Source organism: Proteiniclasticum aestuarii (assembly GCF_017368455.1).
GTDB classification, from domain to species: Bacteria; Bacillota; Clostridia; order Clostridiales; family Clostridiaceae; genus Proteiniclasticum; species Proteiniclasticum aestuarii.
The window spans coordinates 19921-38284 of record NZ_JAFNJU010000014.1 but is presented as its reverse complement, the minus strand read 5'-3'; the positions used below and the strand labels follow the sequence as shown (position 1 = coordinate 38284).

Here is an 18364-nt window from a genome sequence, read left to right as displayed (position 1 = left end):
CCACTAAAGATCAGATCGCTCTGCTGGACGAACTGCTGACTCCTCTCATCAAAAAGAGTCAATCCGTCAACCATATCTACGGTACGCACAGAAAGACGCTAAGGATTTCCAAGAGCACCTTCTACACTTACTGCAATCTTTCCTTGTTCACCTTCAGAAACATCGACCTTCCGCGTAAGGTCCGCTATAAGCAACGTAAGAAAAGACCTAAGGATAGGATTGATCAAAGCTATCGTGTGGGACGGACCTATGATGATTTCACGGCCTACATGGAAGCTAATGCAGACACGTCCGTAGTGGAGATGGATGTCGTTGAGACGGTCAAAGGGGGGCGAGTCTTTCTGACATTCTATTTCCGGCAGACCAAGCTGATGCTGGCATTCCTTATGGAAAGTCAGACTCAGCATTGTGTGACAGAAGTCATTGACTATCTTGAGAACCTCTTGGGGCTAAGTGTTTTCATGAAGATCTTCCCACTTATCCTTACGGATAACGGATCGGAGTTCAAGCATGCAGAAACTATGGAATACTCTATAACAGGTGCAAAAAGATGCAGCGTCTATTACTGTGATCCCATGGCTTCTCATCAGAAAGGAGGCATCGAGAAGAATCATGAGTTCATACGTGAGTATATTCCGAAATACACGAGCATAGGCTTCATGAATCAGGGACTGACGCTTCTCATGATCAACCATATCAACAGTATCATCAGGGAGTCCATAAACGAGAAAACGCCGTATGACCTAGCTGAACTCCTAATGCCACCCACAGCATTGGAATTACTAGGACTACGGCGAATCAAACCCGACTCGGTTATAAGAAACCCAACCATTTTCAACCACTAAAAATATTGGGGTCGGATTGTTCATACCAGACCTAGCCAAACGGAAGTTAGTCTTGCAAAGAAATTCCTGATGGCTTGTTTCCTGTAGAAAAAATTAAATCCAGTATCAACAATGATGTAAGAATACCAGAGAAACAGCCTTAAATCAAACAAAAAGTACAAGAATCAACTCCCAAACCGGAAGTTACTCTTGCACTTTTAGCTCTTCTCTTACTCAGTAAATCAAACGGAACTTACTTTTGAATTTAACCCTCCGGTGTTTCAGCTGAGAGGCCTCTTTCCTTCAGAATTTCATGGATGCTTAAGGAGGAGGTGTCTTCCATGGTGTATCCTAGAAGTTTCACCACTTCCTCCAGTTCCTCTTCCGAAGGGCTTTCCACTTCAAGGTAGGGGAAAGGGACGAAGGACTTGTCGTTGACATCAATCTCCACCAGCGTATTTTTATACTGATAGCTTTCCCGGGACTTTCTGATGTTTTCAATGAGCTCCAGTCCCAGGGAGCGGAAGATGCCAAGGCCTGCATCCTTGTTTTCGATGACAGTCTCGTATTCTTCCATTTTTTTGTAGACTTCCCTCGACAGGAGCTTCTTGGTGGTCATAAATACTGTTTCCTCTCCGGTCTCCTGGTCCTTTACAACGCGTATTCTGGCATAACCTTTCTTATCCAGCAGCCTTCGGTCAGGAAAATCATGAATGTAGTTCTCCTGCATTTCGTTCTTCACAAGCACAGCACCATTTTCATTCATGATTCTTCTGATGTTGTCGATACTGATATCGAGAATCTTCACTTCCAGTTCCATATCATCGCTCCTCAAATATTATTTATGAAATCATTACATTATTGTCGTATCAACTGATTTCTCATTCTGGTTTTATGATTCTCATGACGTTTTTCGCCTTGAGAAATCGCGAAAATCAGGTAAAATGATTACCTTTACTGTAACGATTTCGAAGTATTGAAACAGTTTCATAACCTAATGTCATAAACTTATGTAAACAGCCTTGACTGTTTACATGACCAGGTCTACAATGCAGTTGTACAGGAAAAAAGAAATCCTGTGATGATGTAATTATACATTTATTCCTTTAAGAGGTACAGGCGTACCAGATCTAAAAAATCTCCCACGGGACCTTAGAAGAAAATGTCATTAAGTGAGGTGTAGAATATGAATGCATATGATGCTACAAAAAGGATTTATGCGATTAGCGAAGAGCTGAGTATATTATCCAAGGAACTTGGTGCTGCAGTTAAGGAAACCAACAGGAATCTGATTGAACAGAAGATCAATATTCTAGAAAATGAGTTTTTTAATATAAAGCACAAGTTGGAGAAGATCAGTCTTCCCGCAGGAAGTTTATAGGACTTCGAACAAAAGAGAAGCAGCTTAGGCTGAAGACAGCATAAGATAAACCACGTGATAGTGGGCAGAAACAAAAGACAAGACCATGTACGAACAGATTAAGGTACCATGGTGAAGAAATGAGAGAAGGAGCTGAATTTCAGCTTCTTTTCTTTTGTCTAAAAATGGCAATCCCATGGATTCTATACGCGCAATGGGAAAGGCACTGCAGAAGCAGTGCCTTTAAGATGGGAATCTATCTAGTTCATGGAGTTTTCTGAACCAAGAACTTCTTCGATCTTCTTTTCAACCAGTGACTGGATTTCATTTCTTGCTGCACCAAGATATCCTCTTGGGTCAAAAGCTTCTGGCTTGTCAGCGAAAGCCTTTCTGATGGCAGCAGTCATAGCCAGTCTGATGTCGGTGTCCATGTTGATCTTGCATACAGCCATGGCAGATGCCTTTCTCAGCATATCCGTTGGGATACCCTGTGCTCCCTTGATGTTTCCGCCAAACTCATTGCACATGGCAATGTGATCCTGGCTTACAGCAGATGCTCCATGAAGAACGATTGGGAAACCAGGCATTTTCTTCTGAATTTCTTCTAGAATATGGAACTTCAGATCAGGTTCTCCAGCGAACTTGAATGCACCATGGGATGTACCGATGGCAATGGCCAGAGAGTCTACCCCTGTTCTTTCAACGAACTCCACTGCCTGGTCGGGGTCTGTATAAACATGCTCTTCTGCATGAACATCATCTTCCACACCTGCAAGGATTCCGAGTTCCGCTTCAACTACGACACCCTTTGAGTGTGCGTATTCCACGACTTCCTTTGTGATCTTCACATTCTCTTCAAACTCCAGATGGGATCCGTCGATCATGACGGAAGTGAATCCTGCATCGATTGCTTCCTTCACTGTAGCAAGGTCTGGACCATGATCCAGATGAAGAGCGATGTCCAGGCCAGTTTCTTCCACTGCCGCGTCCACCATTGCCTTCAGATATCTTGGACCGGCATATTTCATTGCTCCCTTGGATACCTGCAGAATCACTGCGGAATTCTTCACCTTACAAGCATTGACGATTCCCTGAATAATCTCCATGTTGTTGATGTTGAATGCTCCGATTGCATATTTGCCCTCATAGGCTTTCTTGAACATTTCTGTTGTTGTGACTAATGCCATTAATGTAAACCACCTTTCAATTTATCTTTTGAAACTTCTGTTTAGCGATTTCCAGATTAAACTCTATGGAACCCACCTAAACTCTTCTTTTATTATATAGCATTTCTTTCTATGAAACCATATCATAGGAGAGTTTAAATTACGGTTAACATTTGATTTCCATGATGTAATGGGTTTCTGCGATAGGGGGATCTCTTAATGTGCAACAATCAAGTGCTATTTTCACGGATTCTCGTTATAATAAAGAAAAGAACAAAAAATGAATGAAAGATGTTGTCTGATGGTTAGATATTGGGGGTATATGATGGATACGAAAGCGGAGAGAATAAATGCGGAAAGAGTCATGAGCTATGAAGAAATCAGAAGTCTTCGAAGGGGAAGTCTAAGGCCCATACTCGCACGAGACAAAGGGGAATACTTCGAGCTCAATGGAGAACTGAAAGGCAGGAAGAATCTCATACCGGTCTATACGGATGATTATGTGGGACACAAAGCCTATGAAAGAACCTTATCCTTTATTCTGGTTACGGCCTTTCACAGAGTATTCAACGGACTGGATCTCATCATCGACCACTCCATCAGTCTTGGACTGTACTGCTGGATCCGGGACCGGATCCTCACGGAAGAAGAGCTTCTTATGCTTGAAGTGGAGATGAGAAGAATCGTAAGTGAAGACTATCCCATCACCAAGGAATGCATGTGTCTAAACCATGCTCTTGAAATGTTTCAGAAGAGTGGGGATATGGACAATTATCTTCTTCTGAAGCATATGGACTACAGCGAAATCAAAATGTACAGACTGCTGGACCAGTACGCCTATTTCTATGGGAAGATGGCGGTTTCCACAGGAGACATCAGTCTCTTCTCGCTGACCTCCTATAAATACGGCTTTGTCATCAGTTATCCCACAGTGAAGGAACCGGATGTTCTGAGACCTTTTCAGCCTCAGGACAAATTGTTTGAGATCTTTGAGGAGACCACCAGGTGGGATGAGCTCATCGGTGTCAGCTTCGTTGGGAATCTCAATGAGAAAATAAGAAATCATGAAGGCAGAACCCTCATCAATATCACGGAAGCCCTTCATGAGAAGAAGATCGCCTATATCGCCGATGACATCAAAGCGAGAGAAGAAGTGAAGATCATCATGATCGCAGGGCCCAGTTCCTCGGGGAAGACCTCCTTTGCCAACCGTCTGGCTGTTCAGCTTCGGGTCAACGGGCTCATGCCCTTTCCCATCAGCATGGATGATTACTTTGTGCCCAGAAGGCTGACACCGAAAAAAGTGGATGGCAGCTATGACTTTGAAAGCCTGGAGGCACTGGAGCTGGATTTATTCGAACGGGACATGGCTGCGATTTTAAGTGGACAGGAAGTGGTTCTTCCGAAATTCGATTTCAAGACCGGTACGCGAGGGGTTTCGGGAACAAGGGTCAAGCTTCCGGAAAACGGCGTGATCATCATAGAAGGAATCCATGGCCTCAATCCAAGGCTTCTTTCAGGCATTGAAGACAGGTACAAGTTCAAGATCTACATCAGCGCTCTGACGGTGCTGAATCTGGACAAGCATAACAGAATCGCCACAACGGATGTGAGAAAACTGCGCAGAATGGCCAGGGATCATATCTCCAGAGGATACAGCCCTGAAGAGACGCTGCTCATATTCCCTTCCGTCAGTGCAGGGGAAAAGGTGAACATCTTCCCTTATCAGGAGGAAGCGGATGCCATGTTCAACTCCACGCTGTTCTATGAACTCGCCGTGTTGAAGAAGCATACGTTGCCAGAGCTTATGAAGATCAGCAAGGACAGCCCTACTTATGAAGAAGCCAAAAGGCTGATCACGATTTTGAGACTGTTCGAAGATATCCCCGATGAGTATGTACCGACCAATTCGCTGCTTCGGGAGTTCATCGGAGGAAGTCAGTACTACGATTATTAGATATAAGAGAGAAACAATACAACAAAAGATAAACAGAAGGCAGGTGAAAGTTTCCTTTAGCGGAAACGTAGAAAAATGAAAAAAAAGTATGGTGTATTTGATATCATCGGACCGATTATGATCGGTCCATCCAGTTCTCACACGGCAGGTGCGGCAAAGCTTGCGAAAATAGCCAGAGGCATAGCGGGAGAAGAGCCGGTGGAAGTGATATTCTATCTGCATGGTTCTTTCTCTAAAACCTATAAGGGCCACGGAACGGACCGTGCGCTTGTGGCGGGAATCCTTGGTATGGACCCGGCGGATGAGAATCTCAAGGAATCTCTGAAGCTGGCGAAGATGAAGGGCATGAAGGTCTCTTTTGAACCCAAGGATCTGGGCGATGTCCATCCCAACACGGTTCGCGTCGATATGAAGCTGAAAGACGGAAAAGAAGTTTCCGTCACTGGATCCTCCATTGGAGGTGGCGCTGTGGAGATTTCTCAGATTGATGGGGAAGACATACAGTTTTCCGGAAATTATCCGACCCTTCTTATATCTCAGAGAGACGTGCCAGGGGTTGTGGCCAATATTTCAAAACTTCTCTACGAAAATGGAATCAACATCGCTTACATGTCCTTGTTCCGATCACAGAAAGGCCGTGACGCCATGATGATCTTCGAGCTGGATCAGAATATCGAAAGAGACATCCTGGAGAAGCTCACGGAAGTGGACTGTGTGGAGCATGTGCGCTTTGTGCCGCTGACCAGTGATGTGATCAATTATCCGGTGATGTAGGAGGAAATGAAAGATGAATATTAAAAATGGAAAAGAACTGCTGAAAAGATGCAGTGAGAACAATATGACGATCGGGGAATTCATTCTCCAGCAGGAAATGGAGGAAAGCGGCGCCAGCCGGGAAGAAATCTACAACAGAATGGTGGAGAACCTGAGGGTCATGGAATATTCCACCTCCAAAGGCGTCAATGAAAAGGTCATTTCCGTATCCGGACTCATCGGAGGCGATGCCTATCGTCTGGGGAAATATCTCAAGAACGGAAAGAGCGTTTCCGGAAATGTCATGGTGAAAGCTATGAGCTACGCCTTAAGCTGCTCCGAAGTAAACGCCTCCATGGGCAAAATCGTAGCCTGTCCCACAGCAGGTGCCAACGGCATTCTTCCTGCAGTGATGATGACCATGAAGGAGGAGCATGACATAGAAGAGCATGACCTCATCATGGGGCTCTTCGCATCGGCAGGAGTAGGGGCCATCATAGCCCAGAATGCCACTATATCCGGTGCGGAAGGAGGCTGTCAGGCGGAGTGCGGCTCAGCAGCAGCCATGGCTGCCGCTGCAGTGGTGGAAATGATGGGCGGAACACCGGAGATGTGCCTCAATGCCGGCGCCATTGTATTCAAGAATACCCTGGGCCTTGTCTGCGACCCCATCGCAGGTCTTGTAGAGGTCCCCTGCGCCAAGAGGAATGCATCGGGCGCAGTCAGTGCCATCACGGCTGCGGATATGGTGCTTGCAGGGGTCACTTCAAGAATCCCCTTCGATGATACCGTAGCTGCCATGTATTCCATCGGGAAAAGCATGCCGGAAGCCCTGAGAGAAACAGGCATCGGCGGCCTTGCTGGTACCAAGACAGGGAAGAAGCTGAAAAAGGAGATCTTCGGAAGCAAGAATGAAAAGTCTTCCAATAAGATGAATGATGATACCTTTGATGCACCAGATCAGGAATAGATGAAATGACAGATACCATGAAAAAGCCTGCAGAGTCTTCGACTTTGCAGGCTTTATTCAGGGTAAATATTCTCTTTTTCTAGATGAACAGTGTGGCATTGGAATCGTCGGATTCAGCAAGCATGTAGCCTACACCACCAAACTTCACGCCGTCCAGGAGCTCTTCTTCCTTGATGCCCAGAAGGTCCATACTCATCTGGCAGGCGACGATTTCCACACCGCTGTCCATGGCGGCCTTGATCAGTTCTTCCAGGGACTGGACGTTCTTCTTCTTCATGATGGAACGGATCATTTTAGGACCCATTCCAGCCATGTTCATGTTGGAAAGCCCCAGTTTCTTCGATCCCTTCGGCATCATGAAACCGAACATCTTTTCGATGAAGTTCTTCTGTACAGGGGCATGGGTTTCCTTTCTCAGGATATTGATGCCCCAGAAGGTGAAGAACAGCGTCACCTTTTTGTCCATGGAAGCGGCACCATTGGCGATGATGAAGGATGCGATGGCTTTGTCCAGGTCTCCGGAGAAGACCACCATGGTCATGTTCTCTTTCTGCACTGCAGGTGCATTGTTTGCACAGGATACAGCTGTATCATCTTCCTTGACGCTTATTCCTTTTCTTACGGAAGCCTTGATGAGTCCTTTGTCCTTGTTCACGGAAAGAAGCTCGTTTCCGGTTCTTCTTGCCCAGGCTCTGATGTCTTCATAGAAGCCCATATCCGATGCGGTGATGTTCACCACATCTCCGGTATTCACGGTATCCATGGTGGACTTCACTCTCATGAGAGGTCCAGGACAGCAGAGACCGGTAGCATCCAGGTCCACGATATCACCGGAAGAAAGAATCTCCTCTTTCACTGTGACCGGTTCCGTGGCGGTTTCCTCTTTGTTGACCTGTGGCTTTGTGATGGCATTGTACAGCTTGTATCCACCAGTGATGTTCTTGGTCTTGTATCCGTACTGGTTCAGAAGTCTTGAAGCGATGTAGCCTCTGAGGCCCACCTGACAGTAGATGTAGATGAGCTTATCCTTGTCTAGTTCGTTCATTCTGTCTCTGAGGCTGTTCAGTGGAATGTGCACTCTGCCTTCCATGGAACCGTTCAGAACTTCCACTTCGTCACGCACGTCCAGAAGAATCATGGATTCCTTGTCGAAGTTCTTTTCATAATCGTCAAAGGATACATTGTCCACCAGACCATCCAGGGTGTTTTCTGCTACGAATCCTGCCATGTTCACAGGGGATTTACCGCTGGAGAATGGGGGAGCATAAGCCAGTTCAAGTTCTGTAAGATCGTCGATGGTTCCTTTGTATTTGATTACGGTGGCGATGACATCGATGAATTTATCGACCCCTTCATAACCCAGTGCCTGGGCACCCAGAACTTTTCTGCTCTTGTCAAAGACAAGCTTTATGGTCATCTGGGTTGCCCCGGGATAATATCCGGCGTGGTTGTTGGGATGAATGAAGATGGACTGGACGTCCATACCATTGCGAAGCGCCATTCGTTCATTCATTCCCGTGGAGGAAGCGGTCATGTCGAAGACCTTCAGGATGGAGGTTCCGATAGCCCCTTTATAGATCCTGTCTTTTCCAGCAATGTTGTCTGCGATGATTCTACCCTGTCTGTTGGCTGGTCCTGCCAGAGGAATGGCGGTCCGTCCACCGGTGATGTAATCTGTGATTTCAGCTGCGTCACCTGCTGCGAAGATGTAGGGGTAGTTGGTTCTCAAGGATCCGTCTGTGAGGATATGACCTCTCTGTCCTAGCGCAATGCCTGAATCCTTCAGGAAAGCGGTATCGGGGGTGACACCGATGGCGGATACGACGAAATCGCCTGTCACGACTCGGCCGCTGCCGAGAACCACCTTGATTTTGTCGTCCACTTCCTTGAATTCACAGACGCCATCTTTCAGATACAGGGAGATCCCCCGATCCATGAGCTCATTCTCCACAATGATGGACATTTCGGAATCAAAAGGTGCCAGGATATGGGGAGCGGCTTCCACAAGAGATACCTTGAGACCTCTTTCCAGAAGATTCTCAGCAGTTTCCACGCCGATGAAACCACCACCGATGACAATGGCTTCGCCTTTCAGGTCCCCATCCGCTGCTTTTTTGATTCTGTCCATATCCCGGATGTCTCTCAGAGACATGACTTTCTCTGAATCAATGCCGATGATGCCAGGCTTCAGTGGCTTTGCCCCTGGGGAGATGACCAGATAGTCGAAGGATTCCTCATAGGTTCCTCTGTCTTTGGATGAGACCGTGACTGTTCTGTTTTCCGCATCCACGGAAGTGACTTCTGAAAAAACACGCACATCCAGATTGAATCTGTCTTTCATGGCCTGTGGGGTCTGAAGGATCAGTGCGTCTCTTTCCTTGATGACTTCTCCTATATGATAAGGAAGTCCGCAGTTGGCAAAGGAGATGTATTCTCCTTTTTCAAATACCACGATTTCCATGTTCTCATCCATTCTTCTGAGTCTTGCGGCAACGGTTGCGCCAACGGCAACACCACCGATGATGATTGTTTTTGACATATTACTTTTCCTCCTGTGGATACAGTGTAGTGATGATCTCAAGAACCTTCTGGTTCTTTAATGTATAGGTGATTTCAGTTCCGTTTCGAGTGCCTTCAATGATGCCTGCACTGCGCAGCTTCTGAAGATGCTGTGAAATGGTGGACTGAGGAAGTTCCAGGCAGTCCTGCATATGGGATACATTGCAGCCGCCGGTCTGGATGATGCCATTGAGAATGCATAATCTGGCGGGATGTCCCATGGCCTTCAGAATTTCTGCAACCTCATCGAATTTTTTGATATCTTTTTCCATGGATGACCTCCAGTTAATCTAACGAATCAATACATCCGTATATTACGATATAACGATTTAATTGTCAAGAATTTATCAATAGTTATTTTCTATCAATCTTTTATTCCGGTGATTGGAATTGGGGCACAATGGAAATGGCGAGAAAATGCAAGAGAGGCTCCATGCATGGCATGGAGCCTCTCAGTTCAATAGTCTGATTATCTTTTCTGAAGTTTGATGGTGCTTACCATGAGGTAGGCAAGGGCGATCATGATGAATATTATGATGAAACTGAGATTCAGACTGTTTCTCAGAAGCAGGGTGAAAAGCGCAAGTACGCATCCTGCAATAGTGATGGGAACCCCCATGAATACCCCGTTGAAGCTGGAGGAATTGTATCTGGCCAGTCTGTAAGAACCTGAAACGGGAAAAAGAATGATGGGAATAAGTCCGAGAAAACTGTATTCTGCAAGATTGAACATGAAATATGCCTGCAGAGCAGGCGCTACACCAAATGACACAAGATCTGAAAGGGAATCCAGCTCTTTCCCCAGAGGGCTTTCCGCATGAAGCAGTCTGGCGATTCTTCCGTCATAGCGGTCCACAAGACCGGCGGCCAGAATGAAGAGACCTGAATTGAGATAATCACCTTCAACTGTAGCGATAAGGGATAAAATACCTAAGGATAAGTTCAGGAAGGTCAGAATATTGGGAATAAATCCTCTTTTCATAATCTATACAGGATAATCGTCATTATTTATCCTTCTCCTTTCTACATAATTATGTCCATTATAAACTAAGTACTGCTTATGAGACAATGATTATCTCATGGTTGCACAGAAGATTGAAAAATCCTGCTTTCCGGCTAGGGATGTTGAATAACGGAAGGGTTTCCCGGAGCAGATGACAGATCGAAGAAGGAAAAGATTGTGCAAAAAAGTTCAGAACTTAGGGTATAATGGATATAAGAGCATTACTTGGAGGAAGGTTATGGAAAAGGTTAAGTTCATCTATAATCCCCATGCAGGGGACAACTACATCGTTGATAAACTGGATGAAGTCATAGAAGTGCATCAGAAAAACGGATATTTCATTGTGCCTGCAAGGCTGGATGAGAATATGGATATGGCCAGTGCAATGGAAGATATTCACGATCATTATCATCATGTGCTCATTGCCGGTGGGGATGGAACGGTGGATATCCTCATCAATTATATGATGAACCGGGGGATCAGTCTGCCTGTCGGAATCCTTCCCATGGGCACCGCCAACGATTATGCGAAGTACATCGGTATTCCGAAGGATATCTCCAAAGCCCTGGACCGGATGTTTACCCTGGAACCTCACTGGATGGACCTGGGAAAGATCAACGACAGGTATTTCCTGAATGTGGCAAGCACAGGACTGCTTACGGATGTCTCCCAGAAAACCCACAGCGAGCTGAAGAACGCCATCGGCAAACTGGCGTACTACATTAAAGGAATCGAGCAGATTCCTTCCTTCAGAAAAATTCCCGTGAAGATCACGTCTGAAGATGGGAACTATGATGGAGATATGTATGCGCTTCTGGTATTCAACGGTAGAACCGCTGGCAATCTGGATTTCGCCTACAAATCCAAGGCCGACGACGGGCTGCTGGACGTGATTCTGATCAAGGCCAATCTCAAGGAGTTCATACCGCTTCTGGGCAGACTTCTGAGAGGAGATCATCTGGAAGATCCTGTGGGCCTTCTCTACTTCCAGACCAAGGAAATCTTCATTGAAACCTCCGATGAACTCATCGTCAGTGACATCGATGGAGAAAGAGGACCGGATTTTCCGCTTCATATTCAGTGCATTCCCAAGGGGATTCAGGTCCTTGGGGTGGACAAGACGCATCTGTAACAAGAAAAGCTTGCCACGTCGGGGCAGGCTTTTTCTGCTGTAAACGGTTGATATGCACCGAAAAGGGGCAGGGCATATTGACAAAAGATTGTGCTTGATGTAATATTTACAACAGGAATTCCTAGTACTTTACTAGGATATGAAAGTGAGGTAAAATAGATGATTTATAATAATTCCATTGAAATGGTTGGAAACACACCTCTATTGAAAGTGAACGGATTTGATGCGGAAAACCGCGCAGAAGTATACATAAAACTTGAAAAAATGAATCCGGCAGGAAGCACCAAGGACCGTGCAGCCCTCGGTATGCTGGAAGATGCGGAAAAGGCGGGTGCGCTGAAGAAGGGTTCTGTCATCATAGAGCCCACCAGCGGAAACACTGGCATCGCTCTGGCTATGCTCGGCAGAGTCAAAGGATACAAAGTGATCATTGTGATGCCTGAATCCATGAGTCAGGAAAGAAGAGCTCTGATTAAAGCCTATGGAGCAGAACTGGTACTGACAGAAGCTGCCACAGGAATGAAAGGAGCCATTGCGAAAGCAGAGGAGATCCGTAATGAAATCGGAGAACTGGGCTTCATTCCACAGCAGTTTGTGAATCCTGCCAATCCTTCGAAGCACTACCAGACCACAGCAAAGGAGATCTTTGCAGATGTTCCGGATCTGGATGCCTTCGTCGTCGGTGTAGGTACCGGTGGAACCATCACAGGGTTCGGAAACTATGCAAAGGATCATGGAAAGAATGTGAAGATCGTGGCGGTGGAACCGACCACATCGGCAGTGCTGTCCGGTGAAAACCCAGGGCCTCACAAGATTCAGGGCATCGGTGCAGGATTCATTCCAGGGAACTATAAAGAGGAGAACGTGGATGAAATCATCACGGTGTCCACAGAAGATGCCTTTGCAGCAGCCAAAGCCTTTGCACAGTCGGAAGGCGTTCTCATCGGAATCTCTGCAGGAGCTAATCTCTGTGGAGCGCTGAGAATCGCAGGAAAGCTTGGCAAGGGAAAGAAAGTTGTGACGGTGGCACCAGATGGAGGAGAGAAGTACATCTCCATGGGATTGTACGATTAGGGTTTGAGGTGAATTATGTTCAGAGGGCTACACGAAGATGTCAAAAATATAATGAAGAATGATGTGGCGGCAAAATCCTATCTGGAAGTGCTGCTTCTTTACCCTACCATTCAGGCCCTCTTTGCCTACAGGATTTCGCATTTCTTCTTCAGAAAAAGGCTGTTTTTTGTAGCAAGGCTCATCAGTCAGCTTTCCAGATGGTTGACGGGAATAGAAATCCATCCAGGTGCAAAGATCGGCAGAAGACTGTTCATCGACCATGGCATGGGGGTCGTCATCGGAGAAACGGCAACCATTGGAGATGACTGCACCATCTATCATGGCGTGACCCTGGGCGCCACGGACTGTGATGCACCCAAGAGGCATCCGGATCTGGGGGATCGAGTCATGATCGGAGCGGGTGCAAAGATTCTCGGACCCATAAAAATCGGAGACGATGCAAAAGTCGGTGCGAACTCCGTTGTACTGAAAAGTGTCCCTAATGGGGCCACAGCGGTGGGAACACCTGCCAGGATCCTGGTTCGCAAAAATGAATCCTCTGATGTCAAGTTTCTGTATTACGACTATATCTGAAAAGAAAATGAACCGCTTCATGCCTCGGGAACATCCCGAGGTGTTTTTTATTTCGTAAAAGCCCTTCCTTCCCTTATAATGAATATATGGACAATGAAAATATCAGAGATAAAGAAAAGGAAGTGAAAGGATGGACAGTCAGCTGAAAGAGGATATTGAGAGAAAACTGGAAAAGATGGGCCTTACTTCCTACGGCTTCATGAAAGTCAGAACCCTTGCAGATTCACTGGCCTATTTCGAAGAAAGAAAGAGGCTGGATCTCACCACTTCATTCGAGGAGAACGATCTGATGAAGAAGATCGATCTGTCCCATGAAATGGCCCATGCGAAAACCATCATAAGCATCGCTTTTCCCTATTATTACGATTCCTACATCCATAAGGAAGGATATTTTTCCCTCTATACCCTTGGCAAGGATTATCATCTGGTGGTGAAGGATCATCTGGAAAAGATTGCTGATCTTCTCCGGGCAAAGGGATATGAGGCTAAAGTCTTTGCAGACAACAATGCCCTTCCGGAGCGTTACATCGCCCATGTGGCAGGTACGGGAGAAATCGGAAAGAACCACATGGTGATCACAAAAGAGCATGGGAGCTATGTTTTCCTGGGGGAGATTTTGACGGACCTTGAGATGGAGACCCATGAAAGAGACTGGAGAGACATCCCGGAGCATGCTGTCTGCGGAGCGTGTGTCCGGTGCATCAGAGCCTGTCCGACACAGATTCTTGGCAGAGAGCTCTACAACACCAGAAGGTGCATGTCCTACATCACCCAGAACAAGGAGATCACCGATGAAGAGATGCTTCTCTTTAAAGGCAGGCTTTTCGGTTGCGACACCTGTCAGAGAGCATGTCCTCTGAACAGGCACATCAGAATCAGTCCCCTGGAGGAGTTCAGACCGCGGGAATATATGAAGTATCCCAGCCTTATGGACCTTCTGGCGCTGACCAACAAGGAGTTTGCGAAATACAAGGAGACCAGCTCCGGATGGAGAGGCAAGAAGCTGCTTCAGAGAAATGCGCTGATCGAGCTCATGAGAAGAGGAAAAAAACCAGATGAAAAGTATATAAGCACAGATTATCTGAAAGAGTATTATCATAGACTTCAGACACTTTTCAACTTATAATGAAAAATATAATGGAAAAGGGGTTATTATTTTGAGAAAATTCTTATTGAAAGCACTGGCCAAGGCGCCTGAAGGTGTTCAGAAATTTGTGGCACATAAAGGACTGGACTATATATTCACGAAACTCGTCAAAGTGGAGCTTCAGGGGGAAGAGAATCTGCCGGAACAAGACGAGACGGTGATCTTCATCTGCAATCATCTGAGTAACATTGACGGCCCTGCGCTGAACAGAGTCATCGGAGACTATAAACCTACCTTCGTGGCAGGTCAGAAACTGACAAATGATCCTTTCACGGGACTCTTCAAGAAAGTATTCCGAAGCATCAACATCAAACCCAATTCACCGGACAAAGCGGCCATGAAGGAAATCATAGGTCTTCTCAAATCCGGACAGAATGTGATGATCTTCCCGGAAGGAACCCGTTCCAGAGCCGGTTCCATGATCGAAGGCAAAAGAGGGATACTGCTCATTGCAAGACTCGCCAAGGTCAGAATCGTTCCGCTGGCAATGACCGGGTCAGAGAAGATTCTGCCCATCGCCAAGGACGGAAACATGACAGGTGAAAAAATACATAAGGGTACCATACAGGTAAGGGTCGGAAAACCCTTCAATGTGCCTGTGAAAACAGAAGAACAGTCGAAGGAGCAATATGACCAGGACACCATGGATTTCATCATGAAACAGATTGCCGTGATGCTTCCAGAGGAGTACAGAGGGGTCTATAAATAGTCATCTTTTCTGACACATGGAGGAGTAATGAATAAAAAGAACAAGGAAGTCATTGAAATTCTCAAGGAAACCTATCCGGAAGCGAAATGCGAACTGAATCACAGAAATCCGCTGCAGCTTCTGGTGGCCACCATCTTATCGGCCCAGGCTACGGACAAGAAAGTCAATGAAGTGACAGAAGAGCTTTTCAGAGAGTACGAGACGCTGGATGATTTTCTGAGAATCACTCCGGAGGAGCTGGAAAGCCATATCAAGGTCATCGGACTCTATAAATCTAAGGGAAGGAATCTCATGAAGCTGTTTCCGATTCTTCTGGAAAGGCATAACGGTGAGGTTCCGAAAACCATGGAAGAGCTGGTGGAGCTTCCAGGTGTGGGCAGAAAGACGGCGAATGTCGTGCTGTCCACAGCATACAGAGTACCGGCCATCGCCGTGGACACACACGTGTTCAGAGTCAGTAATCGCATCGGCATTGTGAATGAGGATACCGTAGAAAAGACGGAAAAGGCGCTGATGAGAAGAATCGACAAAGATCTGTGGATTGATACGCATCATCTGCTGATTTTCCACGGCAGAAGACTCTGCTTCGCCAGAGCACCAAAATGCGGAGTCTGTCCGGTGAATCACCTGTGCACCTATTACAGGAAGAACAGGAAATCACTGACAGCGGACAAGAAAAAGTAGAACAGAAAAACTGAAAGGGGCGTGAATAGATTGAATTCAAGAAAAACACTTATGAGCTTGATCCGATCCAATGTCATGGCCCTTTCTATTCTGCTTTTTCTGGTGCTTCTGACCTTTCTTGCCGCGCATCTTCTCACCGATGGCGGAGCGACTCTGTTCCAGCTTCAGCTGGATCCGGCGAATATTGCGCTTGCCCTCCTTTCCTCCATCATGATTCTTCTTTACGGGTACTACACAAAGAAAAAATATCTGTATATTTTTGCCCTGGGACTTCTTTTCGGAGCGGTCCTTGAGTATCGGAATAATCTTTTCAACATCGATGGACAGATCGACGTGACTTTTCTCGGCTTCTATTTCCTTATTGTGGTTCTTTCAGGGTTTATTCTCACCGCAAAGCTGACCTATAGAATCATAAGAATCAACTCGGACTTTCTTGTTTTTCTATCCATCATGATTCTGGTCTTTTATCTCTATCTGAGATCCTTCGTGCTCAAGGAAACGCTGATTTTTGAGAATGAAATGACCTATGTGCTGGAGCTTATGATGCTGTCTGCCATACCGGTGCTCTTCGGATGGTATTATAATACGTTTTCCACGCTGAAGAACGCCATGAATTTTTCCATCTATCTGGGCAGTTTCACCTACAGCGCATCCATGGTCTTCTACAGCCTGTTCTCCAGCAGAAGCGACTACAGGTTCCTTTTTACAGGTACGATCATGGAAACCCTGACCTTCGGGCTATTTATCCTATTCGTTCCCCTGGCTTTTTATGAGATCGTCAGGGAAAAGGATGAGTCCATCAAGAAATCGGAAGTGCTCAAGAAAAATCTCTTCATGTTCTTCAAATCGGCGGAGTACAACGAGAACATCACTGTTTTCGTCAATTCGAAGCATCAGATTCTGTACTCGAATTCCAAATACAAGATCTTCTTCAATCACTATGGAGAATATCTGGATAAGGACATGTCCAGCTATCTGACGGAAAAATATGAAGTCATCAAATACAATATGAACTACTCGTCCTCCATGAAGTTCAACCTGGGGGACAACACCTATATACTGGATGTGGATGTGGTATACATCGAACAGGATGACGAAGAAATCTTCTGTATCACAGCCAAGGACATCACGGTGATCAGAGCCATGCAGGAATCACTGGAGCGATCCGAGTACAAGTACAGAAGCTTCTTCAACCTGATTCCGGATTTCATTTTTCTCTATGATCTTGTGCGAAAACGTGTGGTGGAAGCCAATGACATTGTCTACAACGACTTCAGAAATCTACCCAGCGTGAAGCCTGTCAATATGCCCACAGAGGAGCGTTTCATGGGGATGAGCTTCAAGGAGCTGGATGAGATCGGGGAGAGAATCTCCACCAGCGAGATTCTGAAGCTGGAAACGAGAAAAATCAAAGACCACAAGGGGCAGGACATCTATGTGGAGCCCAATGTAAGGCTCATCGGTGTGGAGAGCAACAAGAAGCAGATGCTGGTGTTTCTTAGAAATGTGACCAATTCCATCAAGCTGCACGAGCTGAGAATCGAGAATGAAGCCAACATCAGGAAACTCTATATTGCCGAAGAGAACGAAAAGATGTTCAATGAGTTCTTTGCCAACATGTCCCATGAACTGCGGACACCCATCAACATCATTCTGTCGGCTCTGGACATGATGGATATCTCCGAGTATGAGAAGGATAAATCCGAAAAATATGCGGGGCTGATCCGGCATAATTCCTATCGGCTCATGCGAATCGTCTCCAATATTCTGGACATAACGAAAGTGGACTCCGGATTCTATACACTGCATATGATCAATCAGGATATCGTCAGCTTCACGGAGGATACGGTCATGTCGGTGCTGCATTATGCGGAAGGCAAAGGCCTGAAGATCATCTTCGATACGGAAGTGGAAGAGCATCTTGTTGCTTTTGATCTGCAGTCACTGGAGAGAGTTCTTCTGAACCTCTTGAGCAACGCCATCAAGTTCACGAAAAAAGGCGGCACGATCTTTGTGAACCTCTCTCTGGATGAAGAGGAGGATAAAGTGTATATTGATGTGCAGGATACCGGAATCGGTATTTCAGAAGAGAATGTGGCACATATTTTCGACCGGTTCATTCAGGTCAACAAATCCACAACCAGAGACACGGAAGGGACGGGAATCGGACTTTCCATCGTGAAAAAGCTCATGAACCTGATGGAAGGGGACTGCATCGTATCCAGTGAACTCAATAAGGGGACCACTTTCAGACTGATTCTGAAGGATGAACTCACTCAGGAGAGCGATGAAGTGGCACTGGAGAAGGACTTTTACGACAAAACATCCAACCGGGTGGATATCGAGTTTTCCGATATTCCCAATGCATAAAAGACAGGGTGACGCCTTTAAAAGGATGCGCTCTGTCTTTCTGGTTTCAGCGGGAAAGTTCCAGAGATGAATTTACTTGTCAG

General features: G+C 46.1%; 17 protein-coding genes. 12 read left to right on the top strand and 5 right to left on the bottom strand.

Annotated features, from left to right (window positions below; genetic code table 11):
• Nucleotides 1-845: IS30 family transposase (locus J3A84_RS14410; RefSeq protein WP_207600752.1), on the top strand; the 845-nt coding region annotated here is incomplete at its 5' end.
• 244 nt (nucleotides 846-1089) lie between these two features.
• Here the strand turns inward: J3A84_RS14410 and J3A84_RS14405 are convergent.
• The gene (locus tag J3A84_RS14405; RefSeq protein ID WP_207600751.1) at nucleotides 1090-1644 is read right to left on the bottom strand and encodes a class IV adenylate cyclase; all 555 of its coding nucleotides are present in this window, start codon (nucleotides 1642-1644) and stop codon (nucleotides 1090-1092) included.
• Nucleotides 1645-2010: 366 nt separating this feature from the next.
• On the opposite strand from J3A84_RS14405, the gene J3A84_RS14400 reads away from it, so the two are divergent.
• Nucleotides 2011-2205 (top strand): hypothetical protein, encoded by a 195-nt coding sequence (locus J3A84_RS14400; RefSeq protein WP_207600750.1) that lies wholly within the window; start codon nucleotides 2011-2013, stop codon nucleotides 2203-2205.
• A gap of 239 nt (nucleotides 2206-2444) precedes the next feature.
• Here J3A84_RS14400 and fba read toward each other — a convergent pair whose 3' ends face one another.
• A complete protein-coding gene (gene fba / locus J3A84_RS14395) occupies nucleotides 2445-3371 on the bottom strand; it encodes a class II fructose-1,6-bisphosphate aldolase (RefSeq protein WP_207600749.1) in 927 nt (308 codons plus the stop codon).
• 304 nt (nucleotides 3372-3675) lie between these two features.
• Between fba and J3A84_RS14390 the strand changes: the two genes are divergently transcribed.
• The 3 genes from J3A84_RS14390 (at nucleotide 3676) to sdaAA (ending at nucleotide 7030) form a co-directional block, all read left to right on the top strand.
• A complete protein-coding gene (locus tag J3A84_RS14390; RefSeq protein WP_207600748.1) occupies nucleotides 3676-5307 on the top strand; it encodes a nucleoside kinase in 1632 nt (543 codons plus the stop codon).
• A gap of 75 nt (nucleotides 5308-5382) precedes the next feature.
• Nucleotides 5383-6081, top strand: coding sequence for an L-serine ammonia-lyase, iron-sulfur-dependent subunit beta (sdaAB, locus tag J3A84_RS14385; protein WP_207600747.1), 699 nt, complete (start codon nucleotides 5383-5385; stop codon nucleotides 6079-6081).
• A 13-nt stretch (nucleotides 6082-6094) separates the two neighbouring features.
• Nucleotides 6095-7030, top strand: a complete 936-nt coding sequence (sdaAA, locus tag J3A84_RS14380; protein WP_207600746.1) for an L-serine ammonia-lyase, iron-sulfur-dependent, subunit alpha — start codon at nucleotides 6095-6097, stop codon at nucleotides 7028-7030.
• A gap of 79 nt (nucleotides 7031-7109) precedes the next feature.
• Here the strand turns inward: sdaAA and J3A84_RS14375 are convergent, their stop codons facing one another.
• The 3 genes from J3A84_RS14375 to pssA form a co-directional block, all read right to left on the bottom strand.
• Entirely contained in the window at nucleotides 7110-9569 is a 2460-nt protein-coding gene (locus J3A84_RS14375) for a DsrE/DsrF/DrsH-like family protein (RefSeq protein WP_207600745.1), read from the bottom strand.
• Between the two features lies 1 nt (nucleotide 9570).
• Nucleotides 9571-9861, bottom strand: coding sequence for an ArsR/SmtB family transcription factor (locus tag J3A84_RS14370; protein ID WP_207600744.1), 291 nt, complete (start codon nucleotides 9859-9861; stop codon nucleotides 9571-9573).
• A gap of 197 nt (nucleotides 9862-10058) precedes the next feature.
• A complete protein-coding gene (gene pssA, locus J3A84_RS14365) occupies nucleotides 10059-10571 on the bottom strand; it encodes a CDP-diacylglycerol--serine O-phosphatidyltransferase (RefSeq protein ID WP_207600743.1) in 513 nt (170 codons plus the stop codon).
• A gap of 259 nt (nucleotides 10572-10830) precedes the next feature.
• Here pssA and J3A84_RS14360 point away from each other — a divergent pair, with 259 nt between their 5' ends.
• From J3A84_RS14360 to J3A84_RS14330, 7 genes are all read left to right on the top strand, one after another.
• Nucleotides 10831-11724 carry a YegS/Rv2252/BmrU family lipid kinase gene (locus tag J3A84_RS14360; RefSeq protein ID WP_207600742.1) on the top strand — a complete coding sequence of 298 codons (894 nt, stop codon included), beginning with the start codon at nucleotides 10831-10833 and terminating at the stop codon, nucleotides 11722-11724.
• A 159-nt stretch (nucleotides 11725-11883) separates the two neighbouring features.
• Entirely contained in the window at nucleotides 11884-12798 is a 915-nt protein-coding gene (gene cysK / locus J3A84_RS14355) for a cysteine synthase A (RefSeq protein ID WP_207600741.1), read from the top strand.
• Between the two features lie 15 nt (nucleotides 12799-12813).
• Entirely contained in the window at nucleotides 12814-13371 is a 558-nt protein-coding gene (gene epsC / locus J3A84_RS14350) for a serine O-acetyltransferase EpsC (protein WP_207600740.1), read from the top strand.
• 130 nt (nucleotides 13372-13501) lie between these two features.
• On the top strand, nucleotides 13502-14497 hold the full coding sequence (gene queG, locus J3A84_RS14345) for a tRNA epoxyqueuosine(34) reductase QueG (protein ID WP_207600739.1): 996 nt from the start codon (nucleotides 13502-13504) through the stop codon (nucleotides 14495-14497).
• A gap of 31 nt (nucleotides 14498-14528) precedes the next feature.
• A complete protein-coding gene (locus tag J3A84_RS14340; RefSeq protein WP_207600738.1) occupies nucleotides 14529-15227 on the top strand; it encodes a lysophospholipid acyltransferase family protein in 699 nt (232 codons plus the stop codon).
• A gap of 27 nt (nucleotides 15228-15254) precedes the next feature.
• Nucleotides 15255-15911 (top strand): endonuclease III, encoded by a 657-nt coding sequence (gene nth / locus J3A84_RS14335; RefSeq protein ID WP_207600737.1) that lies wholly within the window; start codon nucleotides 15255-15257, stop codon nucleotides 15909-15911.
• A 30-nt stretch (nucleotides 15912-15941) separates the two neighbouring features.
• Entirely contained in the window at nucleotides 15942-18281 is a 2340-nt protein-coding gene (locus J3A84_RS14330; RefSeq protein ID WP_207600736.1) for a sensor histidine kinase, read from the top strand.
• Nucleotides 18282-18364 lie beyond the last annotated feature (83 nt).